The following is an 18,742-nucleotide window of genomic DNA, read 5'->3' as shown; positions in this document are numbered from 1 at the left end:
CCCTCAAACGCACCGACGGCCCGGAAAACCGGGCCGTCGCGCAGATTGCCTTCAGATCAGACTATCAGAAGCGGGTGCCGCCGCTGAAGCGGAACGACTGGGTCTGGTCGTAATCTTCCTTGGTCAGCGCCCAGGCGTAGTCGAAGCGCAGCGGACCGAAGGGCGACTTCCAGATCAGGCTCACGCCGACCGAGGAGCGGACCGAGTCGCTGTCGGCGACGCAGACATTGTTGTAGCCCTTCGTCGTCGAGCCTTCGATCGCGGAACAGTCGACCAGATTGTCTTCCCAGCCCGCGATGTTGGTGAAGGTCGTGTCGCCCTGATAATCCCACAGCGAACCGGCATCCGCGAACACCGCCGCCTTCAGACCCAGCTCCTTGGGCAGGAAGGTAAGGGGGAACTGCATTTCGGCAGAGGTACCCCAATAGAGCGTGCCGCCGAGCGCATCGGGATCGGAACCGTCGAGACCCGAGGCCAAGTCGCGCGGGCCAATGCCGTTCGACTGGAAGCCGCGCACCAGATCCGGCCCCTTGAAGAAGTTGTCCAGAATGCGCAGGTCCTCGCCGCCCCACGACGTCACGTTACCCGCCTGACCGCGCAGCATGAGCACGAAGTCGCCGAACACCGGGAAGTAGAAGCGCGAGTCGAAGGTCGAACGGATGTAGTTCACATCGCCGCCAAGGCCGGCGAAATCCTGCTTGAACTCCAACAGGTAGCCATTGGTCGGCTCAATGTTGCTGTCCAGCATGTTGTAGGTGAGCGTGTAGCCGACCGCCGAGGTGATCGCCGGATCGTTGTTCACCTCGAGCAACGCCCAGGAGATGTCGCCGTAATCCGCGTAATCTTCCTCGTCGATCGAGATTTCCTTCTGGTACAGGCTGTAGCGCACACCGAAGGTCAGCTCGTCGGTCAGCGGCAGGGCGACGCGCAGCGTGCCGCCCGCCATCGTCGTGTCGTACGGGCTGTACGAGGTCGACGAGGTTTCCTTCCAGTACAGGTCGAAACCGGCCGCGACGCGGTAGTCGAGGAAATAGGGCTCGGTGAAGTTGAAATCGATGCCCTGCGTGTTCTCGCCGAGCGTACCGGCGAGGCGGACATACTGACCACGACCCAGGAAGTTCTTTTCCGACACCGCGACTTCACCGATGAAGCCGTCCGAGGTCGAATAGCCGCCCGAGATGGAGAACTCACCCGTGGGCTGATCCTCGACCTGAACCACGAGGATCACGCGATCCGGCGCGGTGCCGGGCTCGGTGGTGATCTTCACGTCCTTGAAGTAGCCGAGATTGCGCAGGCGACGCTCGGCGCGGTCGATCAGCACGCGATTATAGGCATCGCCCTCAGCCAGATCGAATTCACGGCGAATGACCCAGTCGCGGGTCCGGGTGTTTCCGCGGATCTCGATGCGCTCGATATAGACGCGCGGACCTTCCTCGACAGCGAACACCAGCGAGATGGTACGGTTCTGCATGTCGCGATCGCCGCGCGGACGGACCTGGGCGAAGGCATAGCCGCTCTTCGACACTTCGATGGTCGCGTTCTCGACCGACTTCTCGACCAGCTCGGCGTTATAGATCTGCCCCTTCTGCACGCGCAGCGCGGAGCGGATGCGGGCCGGATCGACGTCCTTGATGTTGGACACGACATCGACCGTGCCGACGCGGTACTGCGGACCCTCATCCATGACATAGGTCAGGACGAAGCCATCGCGCTGGCGATCCAGATCGGCGGTCACCGAGACGATACGGAAATCCGCATAGCCGTGCCGCAGATAAAAGCGGCGCAGCAGTTCCTGGTCGGAATTGATGCGGTCGACGTCATAGACGTCGGTGTTCTTCAGCCAGGACAGCCAGTTGGTCTCGGTCGTGGTCACTTCCTCCTTGAGCTTGTACTCGGAGAAAGCCTTGTTGCCGACGAACTTGATCTCGGCGACGCCGAGCTTGTCGCCCTCGGTGATCTCGAACACGAGATCGACACGACCCTGGCCACGCTCGATGATCTTGGGGGTGACCTTGACGTCATAGCGACCCGAACGGCGATACAGCTCGATGATGCGCTGCGTGTCAGCCTGAACGGTGGTCTTGGAGAACGGCGCGCGCGCCTTGGACTGAACCTCGCTGGCGAGCTGCTCGTCCTTGATCTTGCGGTTGCCTTCGAAGGCCACGCGGTTGACCACCTGGTTCTCGCTGACGCGGACCACGAGGCGATTGCCGCTGCGGCTGATGTTCACGTCGGAAAACAGACCCGTCGCATAAAGCGCCTTGAGGCCCTCGTCGATCTTGGCGGGCGTGAGCGACTCGCCGGGCTTGGTGGCGAAGTAGGAACGGATCGTCTCCGCATCCACACGCTGATTGCCCTCGACAATAATTGAGCTTGCGGTCTGCGCCACCGCAGCCACAGGCGCGACGATCGTTCCGGCAACCCCTGCGACAGCCATCAGTGCGACGACACTGGCGACCGACGCCATCTTACTCACGAACCGGAAACTACCAGCCATTTGGTGCGCAACCTTACCGTTGTTCTGACGTCGTACCGTCCGCGGCCGCAGACAGTACGATCTTCACCCTGCGACCCCGCTTGTACAGACTTTTGGCAAGCCTGCAAACCGAGCCAGTCCCACGCCCACGCCTTTTCCGAACGGCGTGGCCCGGGGGCAACGCCGCAGCGGAAGCAGCTTAAGACTTTGAAATAGTGAGAATATCGTTCCAAGTCGCAAAGATCATCAACATCAACACCAGAGCCAGCCCGATGCGGAATCCGACCTCCTGCGCCCGGTCACTGAGCGGCCGGCCGCGCAGCGCCTCGATGGCGTAGAAGAGCAGATGCCCTCCATCGAGCAACGGTACGGGAAAGAGGTTAAGAAGACCGATCGAAACCGAGAGAACCGCGGCGAGCTGCAGCAGGGCAGCCACTCCGAAGGTCGCAACCTGACCGGAAACCTGCGCAATGCGGATCGGCCCACCCAGCTGGTCGGCTGATTCCCGCCCCGTCACGACCCCGCCGAGGTAGCTGAAGGTGCGGTCGACAATGAACCAGACCTCCTGGGTGGCCATCCCGACCGCGGCAACCGGGCCGAATCGTTCGGTCTTGACCTCGCCATTGCCGGTCGAGCGGGCGATGCCCAGCACACCGATGCGGTGCACATTGCCAAAGCTGTCGGTGATCTCGCGACGGTCCGGCGTGGCGGTGAGACTCAGACGCTGGCCGCCGCGCTCGATCTCGATGACCAGCGGCTGCTCGGCGCTGGCGCTGACGATGCGCTGCATGTCGCCAAAGGTCTCGATCTTGGCACCGTCGATCGAGAGGATCAGGTCGCCCGGCTGAAAGCCCGCACGCTCGGCGGCGCTGCCGGCCTGCACCGTATCGACCTGCGGCACCGTGACCTGACGCCCGACCGTCATGAACAGGCCGGCGAAAATGACGATGGCGAGAATGAAGTTGGCGATGGGACCGGCAGCCACGATGGCGGCGCGGGCGCCGACCGATTTGTGGAAGAAGCTTTCGCGGCGGTCGGTATCGCTCATGCCGGCGAGGGTTTCCCGGTCCGGCGTCGAGGCCGCGTTGTCGTCGCCGAGGAACTTCACATAGCCGCCGAGCGGTATGGCGGACAGGCGCCAGCGCGTGCCGTGACGATCATTGAAGCCGGCGATTTCCGGTCCGAAGCCGATGGAAAAGGCCACCACCCGCACGCCGGCGCGCCGCGCCACCCAGAAATGCCCGAGTTCATGGAAGAAGACGACGATCGTCAGCACGAAGAGGAAAGGGATGACATAGCCCAGGAGCCAGCTCGCGGTGCCGCCCATCGAGGCGAGAAATTCCATGATTCGATTCCCAAAAACGGCACAGGGTGGAGGGCGCCGTGTCTTTCACGAGGATGGTTGAAGGCGAAGTTGGGCGAAAGTCCGTCCTGAACCGCACGGATGCGCGATTCGTCGCGTTTGACCCTCACCAGACCAGCAGACCGAGCGCCGGCGCGGAGGGATCGCGGAGCAGGCCGAGCGCGAGCGCGAAGGCACCGGCCGTGATGAATCCGTCGAGCCGATCCATCAGCCCGCCATGTCCGGGTATGAGGGCGCTCGAATCCTTCACCCCGAAGCGCCGCTTCATGGAGGATTCGAACAGGTCGCCCGCCTGGCTCATCGCACTCACGGCAAAGGCCGCCGGCGCCGCGAGCAGCGCCGATGACAGGCCGCCCAAATAAAGGGCGAGCATACCGGCGAGCATCCCGAACACAGCGCCCCCTATGGCACCCGACCATGTCTTGTTGGGGCTGATCTGCGGCCAAAGCTTCGGCCCGCCGATCAGCCGACCGCAGAAATAGGCGGCGATATCCGTGCTCCAGACGACGGCGAACAGCCAGACCAAGGCAAGAAGCCCGATTCCCGGCTCCTCCCGCAGCATCAGGGCCGGAAGCGCCGCCGCCGCGGCATAGAGCACGCCGAAGGGAGACCACACCCGCAGCCGCCGGCCGCCCCGCGCGATCAACGCGACCGCCACCATGCCGAGGATGACCAGCGCCGATGCGGCGGAGAGCGGACGAATGGTGAGCATGAGGGCCGCCCCGATCAGGCAGAGCCCGCCGACGATCAGCAACGCCCGCTTGGGCTTGGCACCGATGACGGTTAGCCACTCCCACAGGATCAGCACCGCGCTGAGCACGACCAGCCCGACAAACGGCCAGCCACCCCAAACGCACAGCGCCAGCACGACGGGGGCAAGCACCAATGCCGAAAAGAGCCTGGGACGGAAATCGGCGCCGATCTGCAACGCCTCAGTATCCTCTGGGCTCGATACCGCCGAAGCGCCGCTCGCGCCGCGTGAACTCGCCGAGCGCGCGCTCAAGCCAGCCACGGTCGAAATCGGGCCACAGCACGGGCAGAAACACCAGCTCGGCATAAGCGGCCTGCCAGAGCAGGAAATTGGACAACCTCTGCTCACCACTGGTGCGGATGACAAGATCCAGCGGCGGCAGGCCAGCCGTATCGAGTTCGCCGGCCAGAGCATCGGCGGTGATGTCCTCGGGCCGCAAGGTTCCGGCCGCCACCTTCACGGCGAGGCTGCGCGCGGCGCGGGCGATCTCGTTGCGGGCGCCATAATTGAAGGCAACGGTGAGGCAAAGGCCGGTATTGGCCTGTGTCACCGCCTGCGCCTCGTCGAGCAGCGCCTGCACCTCGGAGTCGCCCGGATGACCCTCGCCAATGATCCGCACGCGGACATTGTTGGCGTGGAGATCACGCAGGTCGGAACGGATGAACCGCTTGAGCAGGCCCATCAACTCGCTGATCTCGGCCATGGGCCGCGACCAGTTCTCGCTGGAGAAACTGTAGAGGGTGATCGCCTCAAGGCCGATCTCGCGAGCGGCCGTCACCGTGCGCCGGACCGCCTCGACACCGCGACGGTGCCCCTCGAAGCGGGGCATGCCATGCGCCTTCGCCCAGCGGCCATTGCCATCCATGATGATGGCGACGTGACGCGGCAAGGCCCCGCCGCCACCGGCAACGTCAGCCTCGTCCGCAGCACGAGGGGTTCCGATCGACAGTCCGAATTTGGCGATATTCACGGAGCCCCCTCCTCGGGCGCGGATGACGCGCGACCGTTAGATGGCGAGGATTTCCTTTTCCTTCGCCGAAAGAACCTGATCGATCTCGGTGATCGACTGGTCGGTCGCCTTCTGCACCTGATCGGCAAGGCGATCGAGATCGTCCGAGCTCATCAGCCCATCCTTCTCCGCCTTCTTGAGCGCATCAAGGCCGTCACGACGGACATGGCGAACCGACACGCGCGTGGCCTCGGCATATTTATGGGCGACCTTGACCAGTTCCTGGCGGCGCTCCTGCGTCAGCTCGGGGATGCGCACGCGCAGCACCTGGCCTTCGGTCTGCGGATTGAGGCCGAGGTTGGAATCGCGGATCGCCTTTTCGACGGCCGCCACCATCCCGCGGTCCCACACCTGCACGGAGAGCATGCGCGGCTCGGGAACATTGACCGATGCCACCTGATTGAGCGGCATATGGCTGCCATAGGCATCGACCTGGATCGGCTCCAGCAGGCTCGCGGAGGCGCGCCCGGTGCGCAGCCCGCCCAGATCCTGCTTGAGGACGCCAATGGCCCCCTGCATACGACGCTTCAGATCGGCAATATCAGTCGGATCAGTGCTCATGCGGACCTCTTTTACTCATATGCCAGGCACCGAGGCCCGACGAGGGGGCGCCGGAACCGGTGCCGCAAACGGGTCGGCGGCTATATCGAATGGATCGGCGCGCGTGGCAAGTGATTACGATCCAGCCTTCGATGAAGGGCAAGCAATTACGGTGCTACGGTGGTCGAACGGCCCTCGCCGCGCAACGCCGCCGCAATTGCGCCCGGCTCCCGGATCGAAAACACGATGATCGGTAGCTTCGCCTCGCGGGCCAGCGCGAAGGCAGCGGCGTCCATCACCTTGAGATCCTTCGCCAGCGCCTCGTCATGCGTCAACCGCTCATAGCGGATGGCGGACGGGTCGCGCTTGGGATCGGCGGTATAGACGCCGTCCACATTGGTCGCCTTCATCACCGCGTGGCATTCAAGCTCGGCGGCGCGCAGCACGGCGCCGGTATCGGTGGTGAAATAGGGGTTGCCGGTACCGCCGGCGAGCAGCACCACGCGCCCGCGATCGAGATGGCGGGAGGCGGTCTGGCGGGCATAGGGCTCGCAGATGGTCGGCATGGGAATGGCGGAGAGCGTGCGCGCCGGGCAGCCGGCCTGTTCGACAGCCTTCTCAAGGGCGAGCGCGTTCATCACCGTGGCGAGCATGCCCATATGGTCGGCGGTGGCGCGGTCGAGCCCCTGGCCGGCCACGCTGGCCCCGCGCAGGATGTTGCCGCCGCCGACGACAACGGCGATCTGCGCTCCCGTGCGGTGCGCCTCGACCAGATCGGCGGCGATGCTCTCGATTGTCGGCCAGTGGAGGCCGAATGCCTCGCTGCCCATCAAGGCCTCACCGGACACCTTCACCAATACACGCCCATAGGCGAGTTCGCTGGTTTCAGCGGAAGCGGACATGAGGCACCTCGGCAAGCGCGCGATTCGGGAGGGCGCGGACATTAAAACACGCCGGGCAGCCCGCGGGCGGCCCGGCGTGTGTTTATCAACGACAGAGTCGATCAGACGCCGGCAGCGGCGGCGACTTCGGCGGCGAAGTCGCTTTCCTGCTTCTCGACACCCTCGCCGAGACCGAAGCGGACAAAGCCGACCAGCTTGATCGGCGCGCCGACCTTGCCTTCGCTTTCCTTGACCGCCTGGGCCACCGTCTTGGACGGGTCATGGATGAACGCCTGCTCGACCAGCGTGACTTCCTTGAAGAAAGTCTTCAGGCCGCTCTCGACGATCTTCTCGACCACATTGTCCGGCTTGCCGGAGGCCTTGGCCTTCTCGGCGAGCACACCCTTTTCACGGGCAATAACGTCGGCGTCGATACCGGCGGCATCAAGCGCCTGCGGGCTGGCGGCGGCGACATGCATGGCGATCTGACGGCCGAGAGCCGCGAGTTCGTCCTGATTGCCGGTCGACTCAAGCGCGACGAGCACGCCGATCTTGCCGAGGCCCTCGCCCACCGAACCGTGGACATAGGAGCCGATCACGCCGGAGCTGACTTCGACCGCCGCGGCGCGGCGCAGGTTCATGTTCTCGCCGATGGTGGCGATCGTGGTGGAGATAACCTCCTCCACCTTGCCGCCGGTCGGGAAGTCGCTGGCCTTGATGGCCTCGACATCGGCGCCAGCGCCGAGCGCTACCTTGGCGATACCGGAAACGAGCTGCTGGAACTGCTCGTTGCGCGCGACGAAATCGGTCTCGGAATTCACCTCGACCACAACGCCCTTGGTGCCGGATACGGCAACGCCGATCAGACCCTCGGCGGCGACGCGGCCAGCCTTCTTGGCGGCCTTGGCCAGGCCCTTCTTGCGCAGCCAGTCGATGGCGGCTTCGATGTCGCCGTCCACTTCGTTGAGCGCGCCCTTGCAATCCATCATGCCGGCGCCGGTCTTGTCGCGCAGCTCCTTCACCATGCCCGCGGTGATGTTGGCCATGTTCGATCCCTCACGATCTCAACTGTCATTCGACGACACGGCCGGCCGAGGGTCCCCGGGCCGGCCGTGCGATTCAATGCTTGGCGTCCGATAGTGACGCCTTCGCGAAGGCGAGTGTCACTCGACCTCGGCGGTCAGTTCCTTCGCCTGCGCAACCCAGCCGTCCACGCGGCCGGGCAGGCCGACTTCTTCGCCCAGACGATGGGCGTCGTCGGCATTGAGCCCGGCGATCTGCGAGTAATGGAAGATGCCGAGGTCGGTCAGCTTCTTCTCGATGACCGGGGAAACGCCGGTCAGCTTCTTCAGGTCGTCGGCAATGCCGCGCGGGCCCGAGAGCGGCTCAAGACTGGTCCACACGGTCTCGACCGGCAGGTCCTCGACGAGCGGGGCCTCGGAGGCACCGATGTCGATGCCGAAGTCACCCTGGGCGCGGCCAATGCCGTCAATGGCGGCGCGGGCGATCAGGTCGCAATAGAGGTTGATCGCGCGACCGGCGTCGTCATTGCCGGGAACCGGGAAGGCAATGCCGTCCGGGTCGCAATTGGTGTCGAGGATCGCGGCAACCGGGATGCCCAGACGGCGCGCTTCGGCAACCGCAAGGTCTTCCTTGTTGGTGTCGATCACGAAGAGAAGGTCGGGAATGCCGCCCATGTCGCGGATACCGCCGAGGGCGCGATCCAGCTTTTCCTTCTCGCGCTGGAGCGTCAGGCGCTCCTTCTTGGTGTAGCCGACGCCCTCGCCGGCATTGAGCAGCTCTTCGAGCTTCTTCAGGCGGGCGATGGAGTGGGAAATGGTCTTCCAGTTGGTCAGCATGCCGCCGAGCCAGCGGGAGTTCACATAGTACTGGGCCGAACGCTTGGCCGCATCGGCCACGGAATCGGCCGCCTGACGCTTGGTGCCGACGAACAGCACGCGGCCGCCACGGGCCACGGTGTCGGACACGGCCTGAAGCGCGCGGTGCAGCGCCGGCACGGTCTGGGCCAGGTCGATGATGTGGATGTTGTTACGGGTGCCGAAGATGAAGGGGGCCATCTTCGGGTTCCAGCGGTGCGACTGGTGACCGAAGTGAACGCCAGCTTCGAGCAGCTGCCGCATGGTGAAATCAGGAATCGCCATCGTATTCTCTCGTCCGGTTGAGCCTCCGCGGGCATGGCCGCGCCGAACCATTCGGCGACGGCACCGGAGCGACTGGTGCGTCCTGTCCATCAGAAATAGGACAGGGAGCCCGGCCGCGAACCCGCGTGCGGAATGGCGCGGCCTATACGCGAAAGCGCCCATACGTGCAAGTCGGAAGGGCTAGGAAGCGATAACCGGCGGCAGATACGATGCCATATTCACGACGACTGGAGCGTCTTCGAAGCTTTGCCCCACTACCAACCAATCGCAACGATGAACAATAAATTGGAATTGACGATACCTCTCCGGATCAAGCGTGACACAGAGCAATCTCGCGTTCGGAAGTCGTACAACAGAGTGCTTAGTGTAATAACCTTCCGCAGTGACATGCCATCCCTCAACAGGGACACAGCCGGGCACCACACGCGAGTATCTCCGCGCGTTCTGGTGACAGCACGCCTCTTCTGGAACGAACCCTCGCAATTCGGATGTTGATGCAACCTGCACCAACTCCATGCCATCGTCGCTTTCAGCTTGAAAGAGGCACTCTGCGAGACGGGACCACATCCTAATATCCTCTCAGGCCGCCTCCACATCGACCACGCCCGGCACCGCCTTCAGCGCACCGGCAATCTGCGGCGAGAGGTTGAAACGGCCCGGCAGCTTCACCTCGACCTCGGTCTCGCCCCGCTCGCCGACCAGCAGCACCAGCGCCACCTCGCCATCGCCGCGTCCATTGCCGGCCAGCGAATTGAGGCGCGAGGCAACGCTGTCCAGCGGCTCGGGCGAGCGCAGGAAGATACGCATGCTCTTCTGCATCCGGGCCGTGGCCTCATCCAGCGGCTCGGCGGTCTGGATGCGGGCCCGCACATCCTCGCCCTGAAGCTCGGCCGAGACCTGCAGCAGCAGCGCCCTCCCCGGCTCCAGCAACTCACGGTACTGGTTGAGCGCCTCGGAGAACAGCACCGCCTCAAACTGGCCGGACGGATCGGAGAGGCCGACAATGCCCATCTTGCTGCCGCTCTTGGTGCGCCGCTCCTGTCGACTCACCACCGTGGCGGCCAATCGGCCAAAGCCATGGCCGGCGCGGACGGAACGCTGGAAGTCCATCCACCGTTGCACGCGCAGCTTCTCCAGTGCCTTGGCGTAATCGTCGAGCGGGTGGCCGGTAAGGAAGAAGCCGATGGCATCATATTCCTTCTGCAGCCGCTCGGCCGGCAGCCAGGGCGCGACGTTCGGGATCGGCAGTTCGGTCGCCTGCGCCGGGCCGCCAAACATGTTGCCCTGACCGGACGCCGCCTCCGCGCCGACCGAAGCGGCATGGGCCAGCACCGGATCGACCGCCACGGCCACGCGGGCGCGGTTCCTCTCCAGCGCGTCGAAGGCCCCGGCATTGACCAGGCTCTCCATCGTCCGCTTGTTCAAGGCCTTGGCGTTGATGCGCGCGGCGAAGTCCGAGAGACTGGCGAAGGGCCGTTCCGCCCGCGCCTCGACAATGGCGTCCACGGCGTGAACGCCCACGCCCTTGATGGCGGCGAGCGCGTAGAGGATCTTGCCGTCCTTCACCGCGAATTCGCGGCCGGAATGGTTCACCGAAGGCGGCATCACCTCGATGCCCAGACGCTGCGCCTCCTGGCGGAATTCCGCGAGCTTGTCGGTGTTGCCCATGTCGAGCGTCATGGAGGCGGCGAGGAACTCGGTCGGGTAGTTCGCCTTCATATAGGCGGTCTGGTAGGCGACCAGCGCATAGGCCGCCGCGTGGCTCTTGTTGAAGCCGTAGTCAGCGAATTTCGCCAGCAGATCAAAGATTTCCGACGCCTTGGCCTTGGGCACGCCGCGCTCGGTGGCGCCATCGACGAAGCGTTCGCGCTGCTTGTCCATCTCTGCGCGGATCTTCTTGCCCATGGCGCGGCGCAAAAGATCCGCTTCGCCGAGCGAATAGCCCGACAGCGTCTGCGCGATCTGCATCACCTGTTCCTGGTAGATGATGACGCCGTAGGTCTCCTTGAGGCTCGCCTCCAGCGCGGGATGGGCATAGGCGGCCTTCTCCTGACCGTTCTTCACCGCGCAATAGACCGGGATATTGGCCATCGGGCCCGGACGATACAGCGCCACAAGGGCGATGATGTCCTCCAGCCGGTCCGGCTTCATGTCGACCAGCGCGCGCCGCATGCCCGCGCTTTCCACCTGGAACACGCCGACCGTCTCGCCCCGCGTCAGCATGGCGTAACTCTTTGGATCGTCGAGCGGAATGGTGGTGAGATCGAGGGTAATTCCGCGCTGCGCCACCAGCCGCACGGCGGTCTGGAGCACGGTGAGCGTCTTGAGGCCGAGGAAGTCGAACTTCACCAGACCGGCCTGCTCGACCCATTTCATGTTGTACTGGGTGACCGGCATGTCCGAGCGCGGGTCTCGGTAGAGCGGCACGAGCTGGGCGAGCGGCCGGTCGCCGATCACGATGCCGGCGGCATGGGTCGAGGCGTGGCGGTTGAGGCCTTCCAGCCGGGTGGCGATGTCGAAGGCGCGCTTGACCACCGGATTGGCATCGGCTTCCGCCTGAAGCCGCGCCTCGTCATTGATCGCCTGCTTCAGCGTGACAGGATTGGCCGGGTTCTGCGGCACCAGCTTGCAGAGCTTGTCGACCTGGCCATAGGGCATTTCGAGCACGCGCCCGACATCGCGCAGCACGCCGCGGGCCTGCAGCGTACCGAAGGTGATGATCTGCGCAACCTGATCGCGGCCATACCGCTGCTGGACGTATCTTATTACTTCGTCACGTCTTTCCTGGCAGAAGTCGATGTCGAAGTCGGGCATCGACACGCGCTCGGGATTGAGGAATCGCTCGAACAGCAGGCCGAAGCGGAGGGGGTCGAGGTCGGTGATGGTGAGGGAGTATGCGACCAGCGAGCCGGCGCCCGAACCACGGCCGGGGCCGACCGGAATGCCCTGCGCCTTGGCCCATTTGATGAAGTCCGACACGATGAGGAAGTAGCCGGGGAACTTCATCTTCTCGATGATGGACAGCTCGAAGGCGAGCCGGTCCTCATAGTCCTTCACCGTCAGACCGGGCGCGGGACCATGCACGCCGAGCCGCTGGCGCAGCCCCTCCTCGGCCTGCAGCCGCAGTTCCTCCGCCTCGTCGCGGTCGAGCGTGAAGCGCGGCAGGATCGGCTTCACCGTGCGCGGCCGATAGGCGCAACGCTGGGCGATTTCTACCGTATTCGCAAGGGCTTCCGGCAGATCCGCAAACAGCTCCATCATCTCCGCACGGGTGCGGAAACGGTGATCCGGCGTCAATTGCCGGCGGTCGCCTTCCGCGACGAGGCGGCCTTCGGCGATGCAGATCAGCGCGTCATGGGCCTCGTAATCGTCCTGCGCGCCGAAGAAAGGCTCGTTGGTGGCGACCAGCGGGAGGTCGAGGCGGTAGGCGAGGTCGATCAGCGTGGGCTCGACGCGGCGCTCCTCCGCCACGCCATGGCGCTGGATTTCGACATAGAGGCGATCGCCGAAAAGGGCCGAAAGAGCCTCCAGCCGCTGCTCGGCGAGGTCGTTGCTGCCGGCGGCGATGGCGCGGTCGATCGGGCCAGTGGGGCCGCCAGTCAGTGCAATCAGGCCAGTATGAGCGGCGTCAAGCCAGTCCAGCTTGATATGCGGCGCGCCGTCCGACGAGGTCTCCAGAAAGGAGCGCGATACCAGCTCCATCAGATTGTTCCACCCCTCCTGCGAGGCGGCCAGCAGCACGATGCGCGGGCGCTCGGAGGCGACTGGGCCGCGCGGGGCGGGTCCGGGGAGGTCGATCGCCAGCGAGCAGCCGATGATCGGCTGGATGCCGGAGCCGGACATCTTCTCGGAGAATTCCAGTGCCGCGAAAAGATTGCCGGTGTCGGTCAGGGCGATGGCCGGCTGGTGGTCCTTCTTGGCGAGATCCGCCAACTTGCCGACGCTGAGCGCGCCTTCGAGCAGGGAGAAGGAGGAGTGCACATGCAGATGGACGAATCCGACATCACTCGCGGTTCCGGCCATGCTGATCTCCTGCGATTCGCGGTTCGGGATAGCATGGTGGGCAAGGCCGGGCGCCGCGTCCACCATCGCAAGCGGGTGGTCCCCGCTGTCCTCAGCCCCCTATGAGGCTCAGACGCCGGCGAACACGCCGGCCCAGATGCCGATCATGGCGACGAACAGTCCGACGGATGCGAGCGCGGCGACTTCCTGGAAAAGGATGCGGATCATGTCGACCTCCTGAAGAACAGAATGAGAACATGACTCCCGCAATCCCCATTATCAAGCCATGTTCTTCTTTCGTTCGCGCCGGTGGTTAACGAGCCGGTAACGGATACGCGCCATGTCGCGCGAATCGGAAGCCGCCGATGTGGCGTCACGGATGGCGGCACGGATGAAAGACTGGGAACGCGCCAGAAGGGGCTCAGGCGAGGCGCGGCGGCCATACGGTGTCGAGGCGCACAACAAGTTCCCCGTCCGCATGCACGGCGATGACGGCCTCGCAGCGGCCCCGCCGCCCGCCCATCACCGCGTGGAACATAGCGGTCTCGGCCGGCAGGATATGGCCGACCCGCGCGCCATCGACCAGAACCCAGATGCCGCGCAATTCGCCCGTGCGGGCCATGTCCGGCACCAGTTCGGCGGTGCAGTCATGGCCATCGGTATCGGGATGACCGGCGATGCGGCCGAGCACCGGCTGATGATCGGACGTGCCGGCGATGGTGTAGTCGAAACTGCCGTCGCCCTCGAGCGGCACCCCGGCGGCCGATGGCGCGACACGCTCGCCCATCCAGCGCAGGACGATGATGAGAAGCACCGCCGCCGCCACGCCGAGGGCCAGGAGCGATATATGGTCGAGATCGGCGATCAATTGCGGCATCGGTCCGACTCGTGGCGGGTGGGATAGGAGCGTCCGTACCGGATCGTAGGGGTATCGCAGCCGGCTTCAAGTCGGGAAAACAGCGCAATAGCCGCGCCAAGTGCGATCGGGCGACTCAAACGCCGGCAGGTCGAACGCCCCTGCCCCGCCCCGATGCGGGCCCCGTTTCAGCCGAGTTCGACGACCAGACCTTCATCAAGGGTGACGCGCCGGTGCATCCGGTCCGCCAGGGCCAGATTGTGGGTGGCGATGATGGCAGCGAGGCCGGTCGCCTCCACCAGCTGCGACAACGCGTGGAACACGTGGTCGGCGGTGTGCGGGTCGAGATTGCCGGTCGGCTCGTCGGCCAGCAGCAGGCGCGGCGCATTGGCGACCGCGCGGGCGATGGCGACGCGCTGCTGCTCGCCGCCGGAAAGCTCGGCCGGGCGGTGCTTCAACCGCTTGCCGAGGCCGAGATAGCCGAGCAGTTCCTCCGCCCGGCGCGCGGCTTCCTTCTTGCCGAGGCCGCGGATCATCTGAGGCAGCATGACGTTTTCCAGCGCCGAGAACTCCGGCAGCAAATGATGGAACTGGTAGACGAAGCCGATATCGGTGCGGCGGATGCGGGTGCGCGCCTGATCGGGCAGGCCCGCCGTGGCGACGCCGCCAATATAGACCTCGCCGGCGTCCTGATGTTCCAGCAGGCCGGAAATGTGCAGCAGCGTCGACTTGCCGGTGCCGGACGGCGCCACCAGCGCCACCGACTGGCCGGGCATGACGACGAAGTCGGCGCCGCGCAGGATGTCGAGCTGACCGTCGCCCTGCGTATAGGATTGCTGCACGCCGTCGAGCCGCAGCGCGGCTTCCATGGGACCGGGCATCGCCGCGCCTCCTACTCGTAGCGCAACGCTTCCACCGGATCGAGGCGCGCGGCGCGCCAGGACGGGTAGAGCGGTGCGAGGAAGGACAGCACCAGCGCCATGATGACGACGGTGGTGGTCTCACCGGCATTCATCTCGGCCGGCAGGCGGCTGAGATAATAAAGCTCGGGCGAGAACAGCTCGGTGGCGGTGATCCAGGAGATGAACTGGCGGATTTCCTCGACATTGAGGCACACGACCAGCCCGAGCACGAAGCCGGCCAGCGTGCCGACCACGCCGATGGCGGCGCCGGTGACGAGGAAGATGCGCATGATAGAGCCTCGCGAGGCGCCCATGGTGCGCAGGATGCCGATGTCGCGCCCCTTATCCTTCACCAGCATGTTGAGGCCGGAAATGATGTTGAAGGCCGCCACCACCACGATCAGCGTGAGGATCAGGAACATCACATTGCGCTCGACCTGAAGCGCGTTGAAAAAGGTGGCGTTTCGCTGGCGCCAGTCGACGATATAGACCGGCCGCTCGGCGGCGGCGTGCACGGCGGCGCGGAAATGGTCCATGTTGTCGGGATTGTCGGTGTAGACCTCGATCGCCGTCACATCGCCGTTCTTGTTGAAATAGGCCTGGCTCTCGGGCAACGGCATGAAGACGAAGGCGCTGTCATATTCCGACATGCCGATCTCGAATACCGCCGCGATCTTGTAGACCTTGATGCGCGGGGTGGTGCCCATCGGCGTCACCGCGCCGCGCGGCGCGACCAGAGTGAGATTGTCCCCGGCCTGCAAGGAGAGCTGGTCGGCGAGGCGCTTGCCGATGGCGATGCCGCTCCCGTCGTCAAAGCCTTCGAGCGTGCCCTGCTTGATATTGGCGCCGATCGCCGGCAGCGCCCGCAGATTTGTCTCGGAGATGCCGCGCACCAGCACGCCGCCGGCATTGAAGGCCGAGGAGGCGAGCGCCTGCCCTTCCACCAGCGGCACGGCGAGCGTGATGCCCGGCACCCCGGCGATGCGCTTGGCGACCGCGTCATAGTCGGTGAGCGGGCTGTCGAGCGGCTGCACCAGAAGATGGCCGTTCAGCCCGAGAATTTTCGACAGAAGTTCGGTACGGAAGCCGTTCATCACCGCCATGACGATGATGAGCGTCGCCACGCCCAGCATGATGCCGAGGAAGGAGAAGCCGGCAATGACCGAGATGAAGCCTTCCTTGCGGCGCGCCCGCAAATAGCGCAGCGAGAGCATCCATTCGAACGCGCTGAAGGGGCGCGTGCCGTTGGGCTCTCCCGGCTCGGCCGCGACCGAGGCTTTCACCTTGGCGGCCTTTGCCTTCGCGGCCTTGTCCGGGCGCGACGCTGCGTTCATCCGAGGATCCGTTGCAGTGCCGCCGCGACGGTGAGCGTCTCGCGCGAGCCATCGGCCCGGCGCTTCAGCTCCACCGTGCCGGCGGCCAGCCCCTTGGGCCCGACGATGATCTGCCAGGGCAGGCCGATAAGGTCGGCGGTGGCGAATTTGGAACCTGGCCGCTCGTCCGTGTCGTCATAGAGCACGTCGACATTGCGGGCCATCAGTTCGGCATAAATGGTGTCGCAGGCGGCATCCGTCGCCGCGTCGCCGGCCTTGAGGTTCAGCAGGCCGACACGGAAGGGCGCGATCGCCTCCGGCCAGATGATGCCGTTCTCGTCATGCGAGGCTTCGATGATCGCCGCAGCGAGGCGCGAGGGACCGATGCCATAGGAGCCCATATGAACGGGGCGCTCGACGCCGTCCGGTCCGGTCACCTTGGCGCCCATCGGCTCCGAATATTTGGTGCCGAAATAGAAGATATGCCCCACTTCGATACCCCGGGCGGACAGGCGCTGACCGTCGGGAATCGCGGTGAACGCCTCTTCCTCATGCTTCTCTTCCGTGGCCGCATAAAGGCTGGTCCAGCGGTTCACGATGTCCTGAAGCGCGCCGGCATCGTCGAAATCGACGTCGGAGCCGGGCGTCGCCATCTCCAGATAGTCGGAATGGCAGAACACCTGGCTCTCGCCGGTGGAGGCGAGGATGATGAATTCATGGCTGTGATTGCCGCCGATCGGGCCGGTATCGGCCACCATCGGGATCGCCTTCAGCCCGAGCCGCGCGAAGGTGCGCAAATACGCAACGAACATGCGGTTGTAGGAGGTGACGGCGCTCTCGAAATCGAGGTCGACCGAATAGGCGTCCTTCATCAGGAATTCGCGCGAGCGCATGACGCCGAAGCGCGGGCGCACCTCGTCGCGGAACTTCCACTGGATGTGGTAGAGGTTCAGCGGCAGGTCCTTGTAGGACTTCACATAGGCGCGGACGATCTCGGTGAGCATTTCCTCATTGGTCGGGCCGTAGAGCATCTCGCGCTCGTGCCGGTCCTTGATGCGGAGCATCTCCTTGCCGTAATCGTCATAGCGCCCGCTTTCGCGCCAGAGGTCCGCCGACTGGATGGTCGGCATCATGATCTCGATCGCCCCGGCGCGGTTCTGCTCCTCGCGCACGACGTTGCAGATCTTGTCCAGCACGCGCTTGCCGAGCGGCAGCCAGGCATAGATGCCCGCGCTCTCCTGCCGGATCATGCCGGCGCGCAGCATGAGGCGGTGCGAGACGATTTCCGCTTCCTTCGGCACTTCGCGGAGGATGGGAAGGAAGTAGCGGGAGAGGCGCATCGGCAAACTCACGATTCGGCCGGATCGAGGCCCATCAATAATGGCGGACAGAAACCGGATCGGTCAGCAAAATACAAGCCCTCGCGCGCGGCAGCGCCTTGCGGCCCGGCGGCGGGCGCCGGCGAGGCAAGGGACCGGGGTGGTTGCCAAGTAATGGCAACGTTTCCTATTGCATTGCACCATCGATCTTTTGCGACGCAAGGATGACAAGCTGTGCTTTGTTGATCTATGGTGCCGGCCTCTAGAAAGAGGTCCGCCAGCCGCCGCTGTAAGCGCGATGCCGGTCCAGGTCTCGGGAGGAATGACGGCAAAGAAAGCCCCCTGGCAGATGTCGAAACGACACGGAATCGGGCGCGGGCGTTCAGAACAAAGAGGGCGGGATCTCTGATCCCGCCTCTTTTTTTGCCTCAGGTCCCGTTTGTGCCGTTTGCCGCCTAGCCGGGCTGGTAGAGCTTCACCGGCATGGGAAACATGTCGAGCCGCAGACGGCCCGTTTCCACCGACCATGCGAACAGGCCGACGATCACCCCCGCGACAACGCTGGTGATCACCATCTTGCGGATCAGCAGCGGGCGCTGCGGCGCGCCGGGCTCGGTGCCGTCGTCAATGACAGCGTCCTCGTGCTGCGAGCGCACGCCCCAGGGCAGCACGGTGAAGATCACCGTCCACCAGACGATGAAATAGATCGCGATATAGGTGCCGACGCCCATGACCCGCCCTCACGCCTGTTCGAGTTCGACCAGCGTCCCGAGGAAATCCTTGGGATGCAGGAACAGCACCGGCTTGCCATGGGCGCCGATGCGCGGCTCGCCGGTGCCCAGCACCCGCGCGCCGGCCGCGGTCAGCCGGTCGCGCGCGGCGAGGATGTCGTCCACCTCATAGCAGAGGTGATGGATGCCGCCCTCGGGATTGCGCTCGAGGAATTTCGCGATCGGCGAGCCCTCCCCCAACGCGCCGAGCAACTCGACCTTGGTGTTGGGCAGCATCACGAAGACGGTGTTCACCCCATGCTCGGGCTGGGGGACGATGGCCGACACCTCGGCGCCGAGCGTGTCGCGATAAGTCGCGATGGCGGCGGCGAGGTCCGGCACGGCAAGGGCGACGTGGTTCAGGCGGCCGATCATGCAAAGGCTCCCGGCATAGGCTC

15 protein-coding genes are annotated in these 18,742 nt (G+C 64.9%); all 15 read right to left on the bottom strand.

Annotated features, from left to right (window positions below):
* Nucleotides 1-64: 64 nt before the first annotated feature.
* Entirely contained in the window at nt 65-2,467 is a 2,403-nt protein-coding gene (gene bamA, locus KIP89_RS04165; protein ID WP_213754503.1) for an outer membrane protein assembly factor BamA, read from the bottom strand.
* Between the two features lie 208 nt (nt 2,468-2,675).
* Nucleotides 2,676-3,821 (bottom strand): RIP metalloprotease RseP, encoded by a 1,146-nt coding sequence (gene rseP, locus KIP89_RS04160; RefSeq protein ID WP_213754149.1) that lies wholly within the window; start codon nt 3,819-3,821, stop codon nt 2,676-2,678.
* 124 nt (nt 3,822-3,945) lie between these two features.
* Entirely contained in the window at nt 3,946-4,767 is an 822-nt protein-coding gene (locus tag KIP89_RS04155; protein ID WP_213754148.1) for a phosphatidate cytidylyltransferase, read from the bottom strand.
* A gap of 4 nt (nt 4,768-4,771) precedes the next feature.
* The gene (locus tag KIP89_RS04150; protein WP_369807055.1) at nt 4,772-5,533 is read right to left on the bottom strand and encodes an isoprenyl transferase; all 762 of its coding nucleotides are present in this window, start codon (nt 5,531-5,533) and stop codon (nt 4,772-4,774) included.
* A gap of 63 nt (nt 5,534-5,596) precedes the next feature.
* Entirely contained in the window at nt 5,597-6,160 is a 564-nt protein-coding gene (gene frr, locus KIP89_RS04145) for a ribosome recycling factor (protein WP_213754147.1), read from the bottom strand.
* A gap of 146 nt (nt 6,161-6,306) precedes the next feature.
* Nucleotides 6,307-7,041, bottom strand: a complete 735-nt coding sequence (gene pyrH / locus KIP89_RS04140) for a UMP kinase (RefSeq protein WP_213754146.1) — start codon at nt 7,039-7,041, stop codon at nt 6,307-6,309.
* 101 nt (nt 7,042-7,142) lie between these two features.
* The gene (gene tsf / locus KIP89_RS04135) at nt 7,143-8,066 is read right to left on the bottom strand and encodes a translation elongation factor Ts (RefSeq protein ID WP_213754145.1); all 924 of its coding nucleotides are present in this window, start codon (nt 8,064-8,066) and stop codon (nt 7,143-7,145) included.
* A 117-nt stretch (nt 8,067-8,183) separates the two neighbouring features.
* The gene (locus tag KIP89_RS04130; RefSeq protein WP_213754144.1) at nt 8,184-9,182 is read right to left on the bottom strand and encodes a 30S ribosomal protein S2; all 999 of its coding nucleotides are present in this window, start codon (nt 9,180-9,182) and stop codon (nt 8,184-8,186) included.
* Nucleotides 9,183-9,761: 579 nt separating this feature from the next.
* The gene (gene dnaE, locus KIP89_RS04125) at nt 9,762-13,205 is read right to left on the bottom strand and encodes a DNA polymerase III subunit alpha (protein WP_213754143.1); all 3,444 of its coding nucleotides are present in this window, start codon (nt 13,203-13,205) and stop codon (nt 9,762-9,764) included.
* A 400-nt stretch (nt 13,206-13,605) separates the two neighbouring features.
* On the bottom strand, nt 13,606-14,061 hold the full coding sequence (locus KIP89_RS04120; protein WP_213754142.1) for a hypothetical protein: 456 nt from the start codon (nt 14,059-14,061) through the stop codon (nt 13,606-13,608).
* Nucleotides 14,062-14,228: 167 nt separating this feature from the next.
* Entirely contained in the window at nt 14,229-14,921 is a 693-nt protein-coding gene (locus KIP89_RS04115; RefSeq protein ID WP_213754141.1) for an ABC transporter ATP-binding protein, read from the bottom strand.
* Nucleotides 14,922-14,932: 11 nt separating this feature from the next.
* Nucleotides 14,933-16,156, bottom strand: a complete 1,224-nt coding sequence (locus KIP89_RS04110) for a lipoprotein-releasing ABC transporter permease subunit (protein ID WP_213754501.1) — start codon at nt 16,154-16,156, stop codon at nt 14,933-14,935.
* 116 nt (nt 16,157-16,272) lie between these two features.
* Nucleotides 16,273-17,595 (bottom strand): proline--tRNA ligase, encoded by a 1,323-nt coding sequence (gene proS / locus KIP89_RS04105; protein ID WP_213754140.1) that lies wholly within the window; start codon nt 17,593-17,595, stop codon nt 16,273-16,275.
* 434 nt (nt 17,596-18,029) lie between these two features.
* Nucleotides 18,030-18,305, bottom strand: coding sequence for a DUF1467 family protein (locus KIP89_RS04100; protein ID WP_213754139.1), 276 nt, complete (start codon nt 18,303-18,305; stop codon nt 18,030-18,032).
* Between the two features lie 9 nt (nt 18,306-18,314).
* The gene (mce, locus tag KIP89_RS04095) at nt 18,315-18,719 is read right to left on the bottom strand and encodes a methylmalonyl-CoA epimerase (protein ID WP_213754138.1); all 405 of its coding nucleotides are present in this window, start codon (nt 18,717-18,719) and stop codon (nt 18,315-18,317) included.
* Between the last annotated feature and the right edge of the window lie 23 nt (nt 18,720-18,742).

The organism is Ancylobacter radicis (assembly GCF_018449475.1).
In the GTDB taxonomy this organism is placed as follows: Bacteria; Pseudomonadota; Alphaproteobacteria; order Rhizobiales; family Xanthobacteraceae; genus Ancylobacter; species Ancylobacter radicis.
Note: the sequence above shows the minus strand (reverse complement) of the source record. Positions and strands in the feature narration are given on the sequence as shown.

Coding starts and splice junctions, on each gene's coding strand:
- bamA (WP_213754503.1), bottom strand. CDS start 2,467: ATGGCGTCGGTCGCCAGTGTCGTCGCACTGATGGCTGTCGCAGGGGTT.
- rseP (WP_213754149.1), bottom strand. CDS start 3,821: ATGGAATTTCTCGCCTCGATGGGCGGCACCGCGAGCTGGCTCCTGGGC.
- frr (WP_213754147.1), bottom strand. CDS start 6,160: ATGAGCACTGATCCGACTGATATTGCCGATCTGAAGCGTCGTATGCAG.
- pyrH (WP_213754146.1), bottom strand. CDS start 7,041: ATGTCCGCTTCCGCTGAAACCAGCGAACTCGCCTATGGGCGTGTATTG.
- tsf (WP_213754145.1), bottom strand. CDS start 8,066: ATGGCCAACATCACCGCGGGCATGGTGAAGGAGCTGCGCGACAAGACC.
- KIP89_RS04130 (WP_213754144.1), bottom strand. CDS start 9,182: ATGGCGATTCCTGATTTCACCATGCGGCAGCTGCTCGAAGCTGGCGTT.
- dnaE (WP_213754143.1), bottom strand. CDS start 13,205: ATGGCCGGAACCGCGAGTGATGTCGGATTCGTCCATCTGCATGTGCAC.
- KIP89_RS04120 (WP_213754142.1), bottom strand. CDS start 14,061: ATGCCGCAATTGATCGCCGATCTCGACCATATATCGCTCCTGGCCCTC.
- KIP89_RS04115 (WP_213754141.1), bottom strand. CDS start 14,921: ATGCCCGGTCCCATGGAAGCCGCGCTGCGGCTCGACGGCGTGCAGCAA.
- KIP89_RS04110 (WP_213754501.1), bottom strand. CDS start 16,156: ATGCTCTCGCTGCGCTATTTGCGGGCGCGCCGCAAGGAAGGCTTCATC.
- proS (WP_213754140.1), bottom strand. CDS start 17,595: ATGCGCCTCTCCCGCTACTTCCTTCCCATCCTCCGCGAAGTGCCGAAG.
- KIP89_RS04100 (WP_213754139.1), bottom strand. CDS start 18,305: ATGGGCGTCGGCACCTATATCGCGATCTATTTCATCGTCTGGTGGACG.
- mce (WP_213754138.1), bottom strand. CDS start 18,719: ATGATCGGCCGCCTGAACCACGTCGCCCTTGCCGTGCCGGACCTCGCC.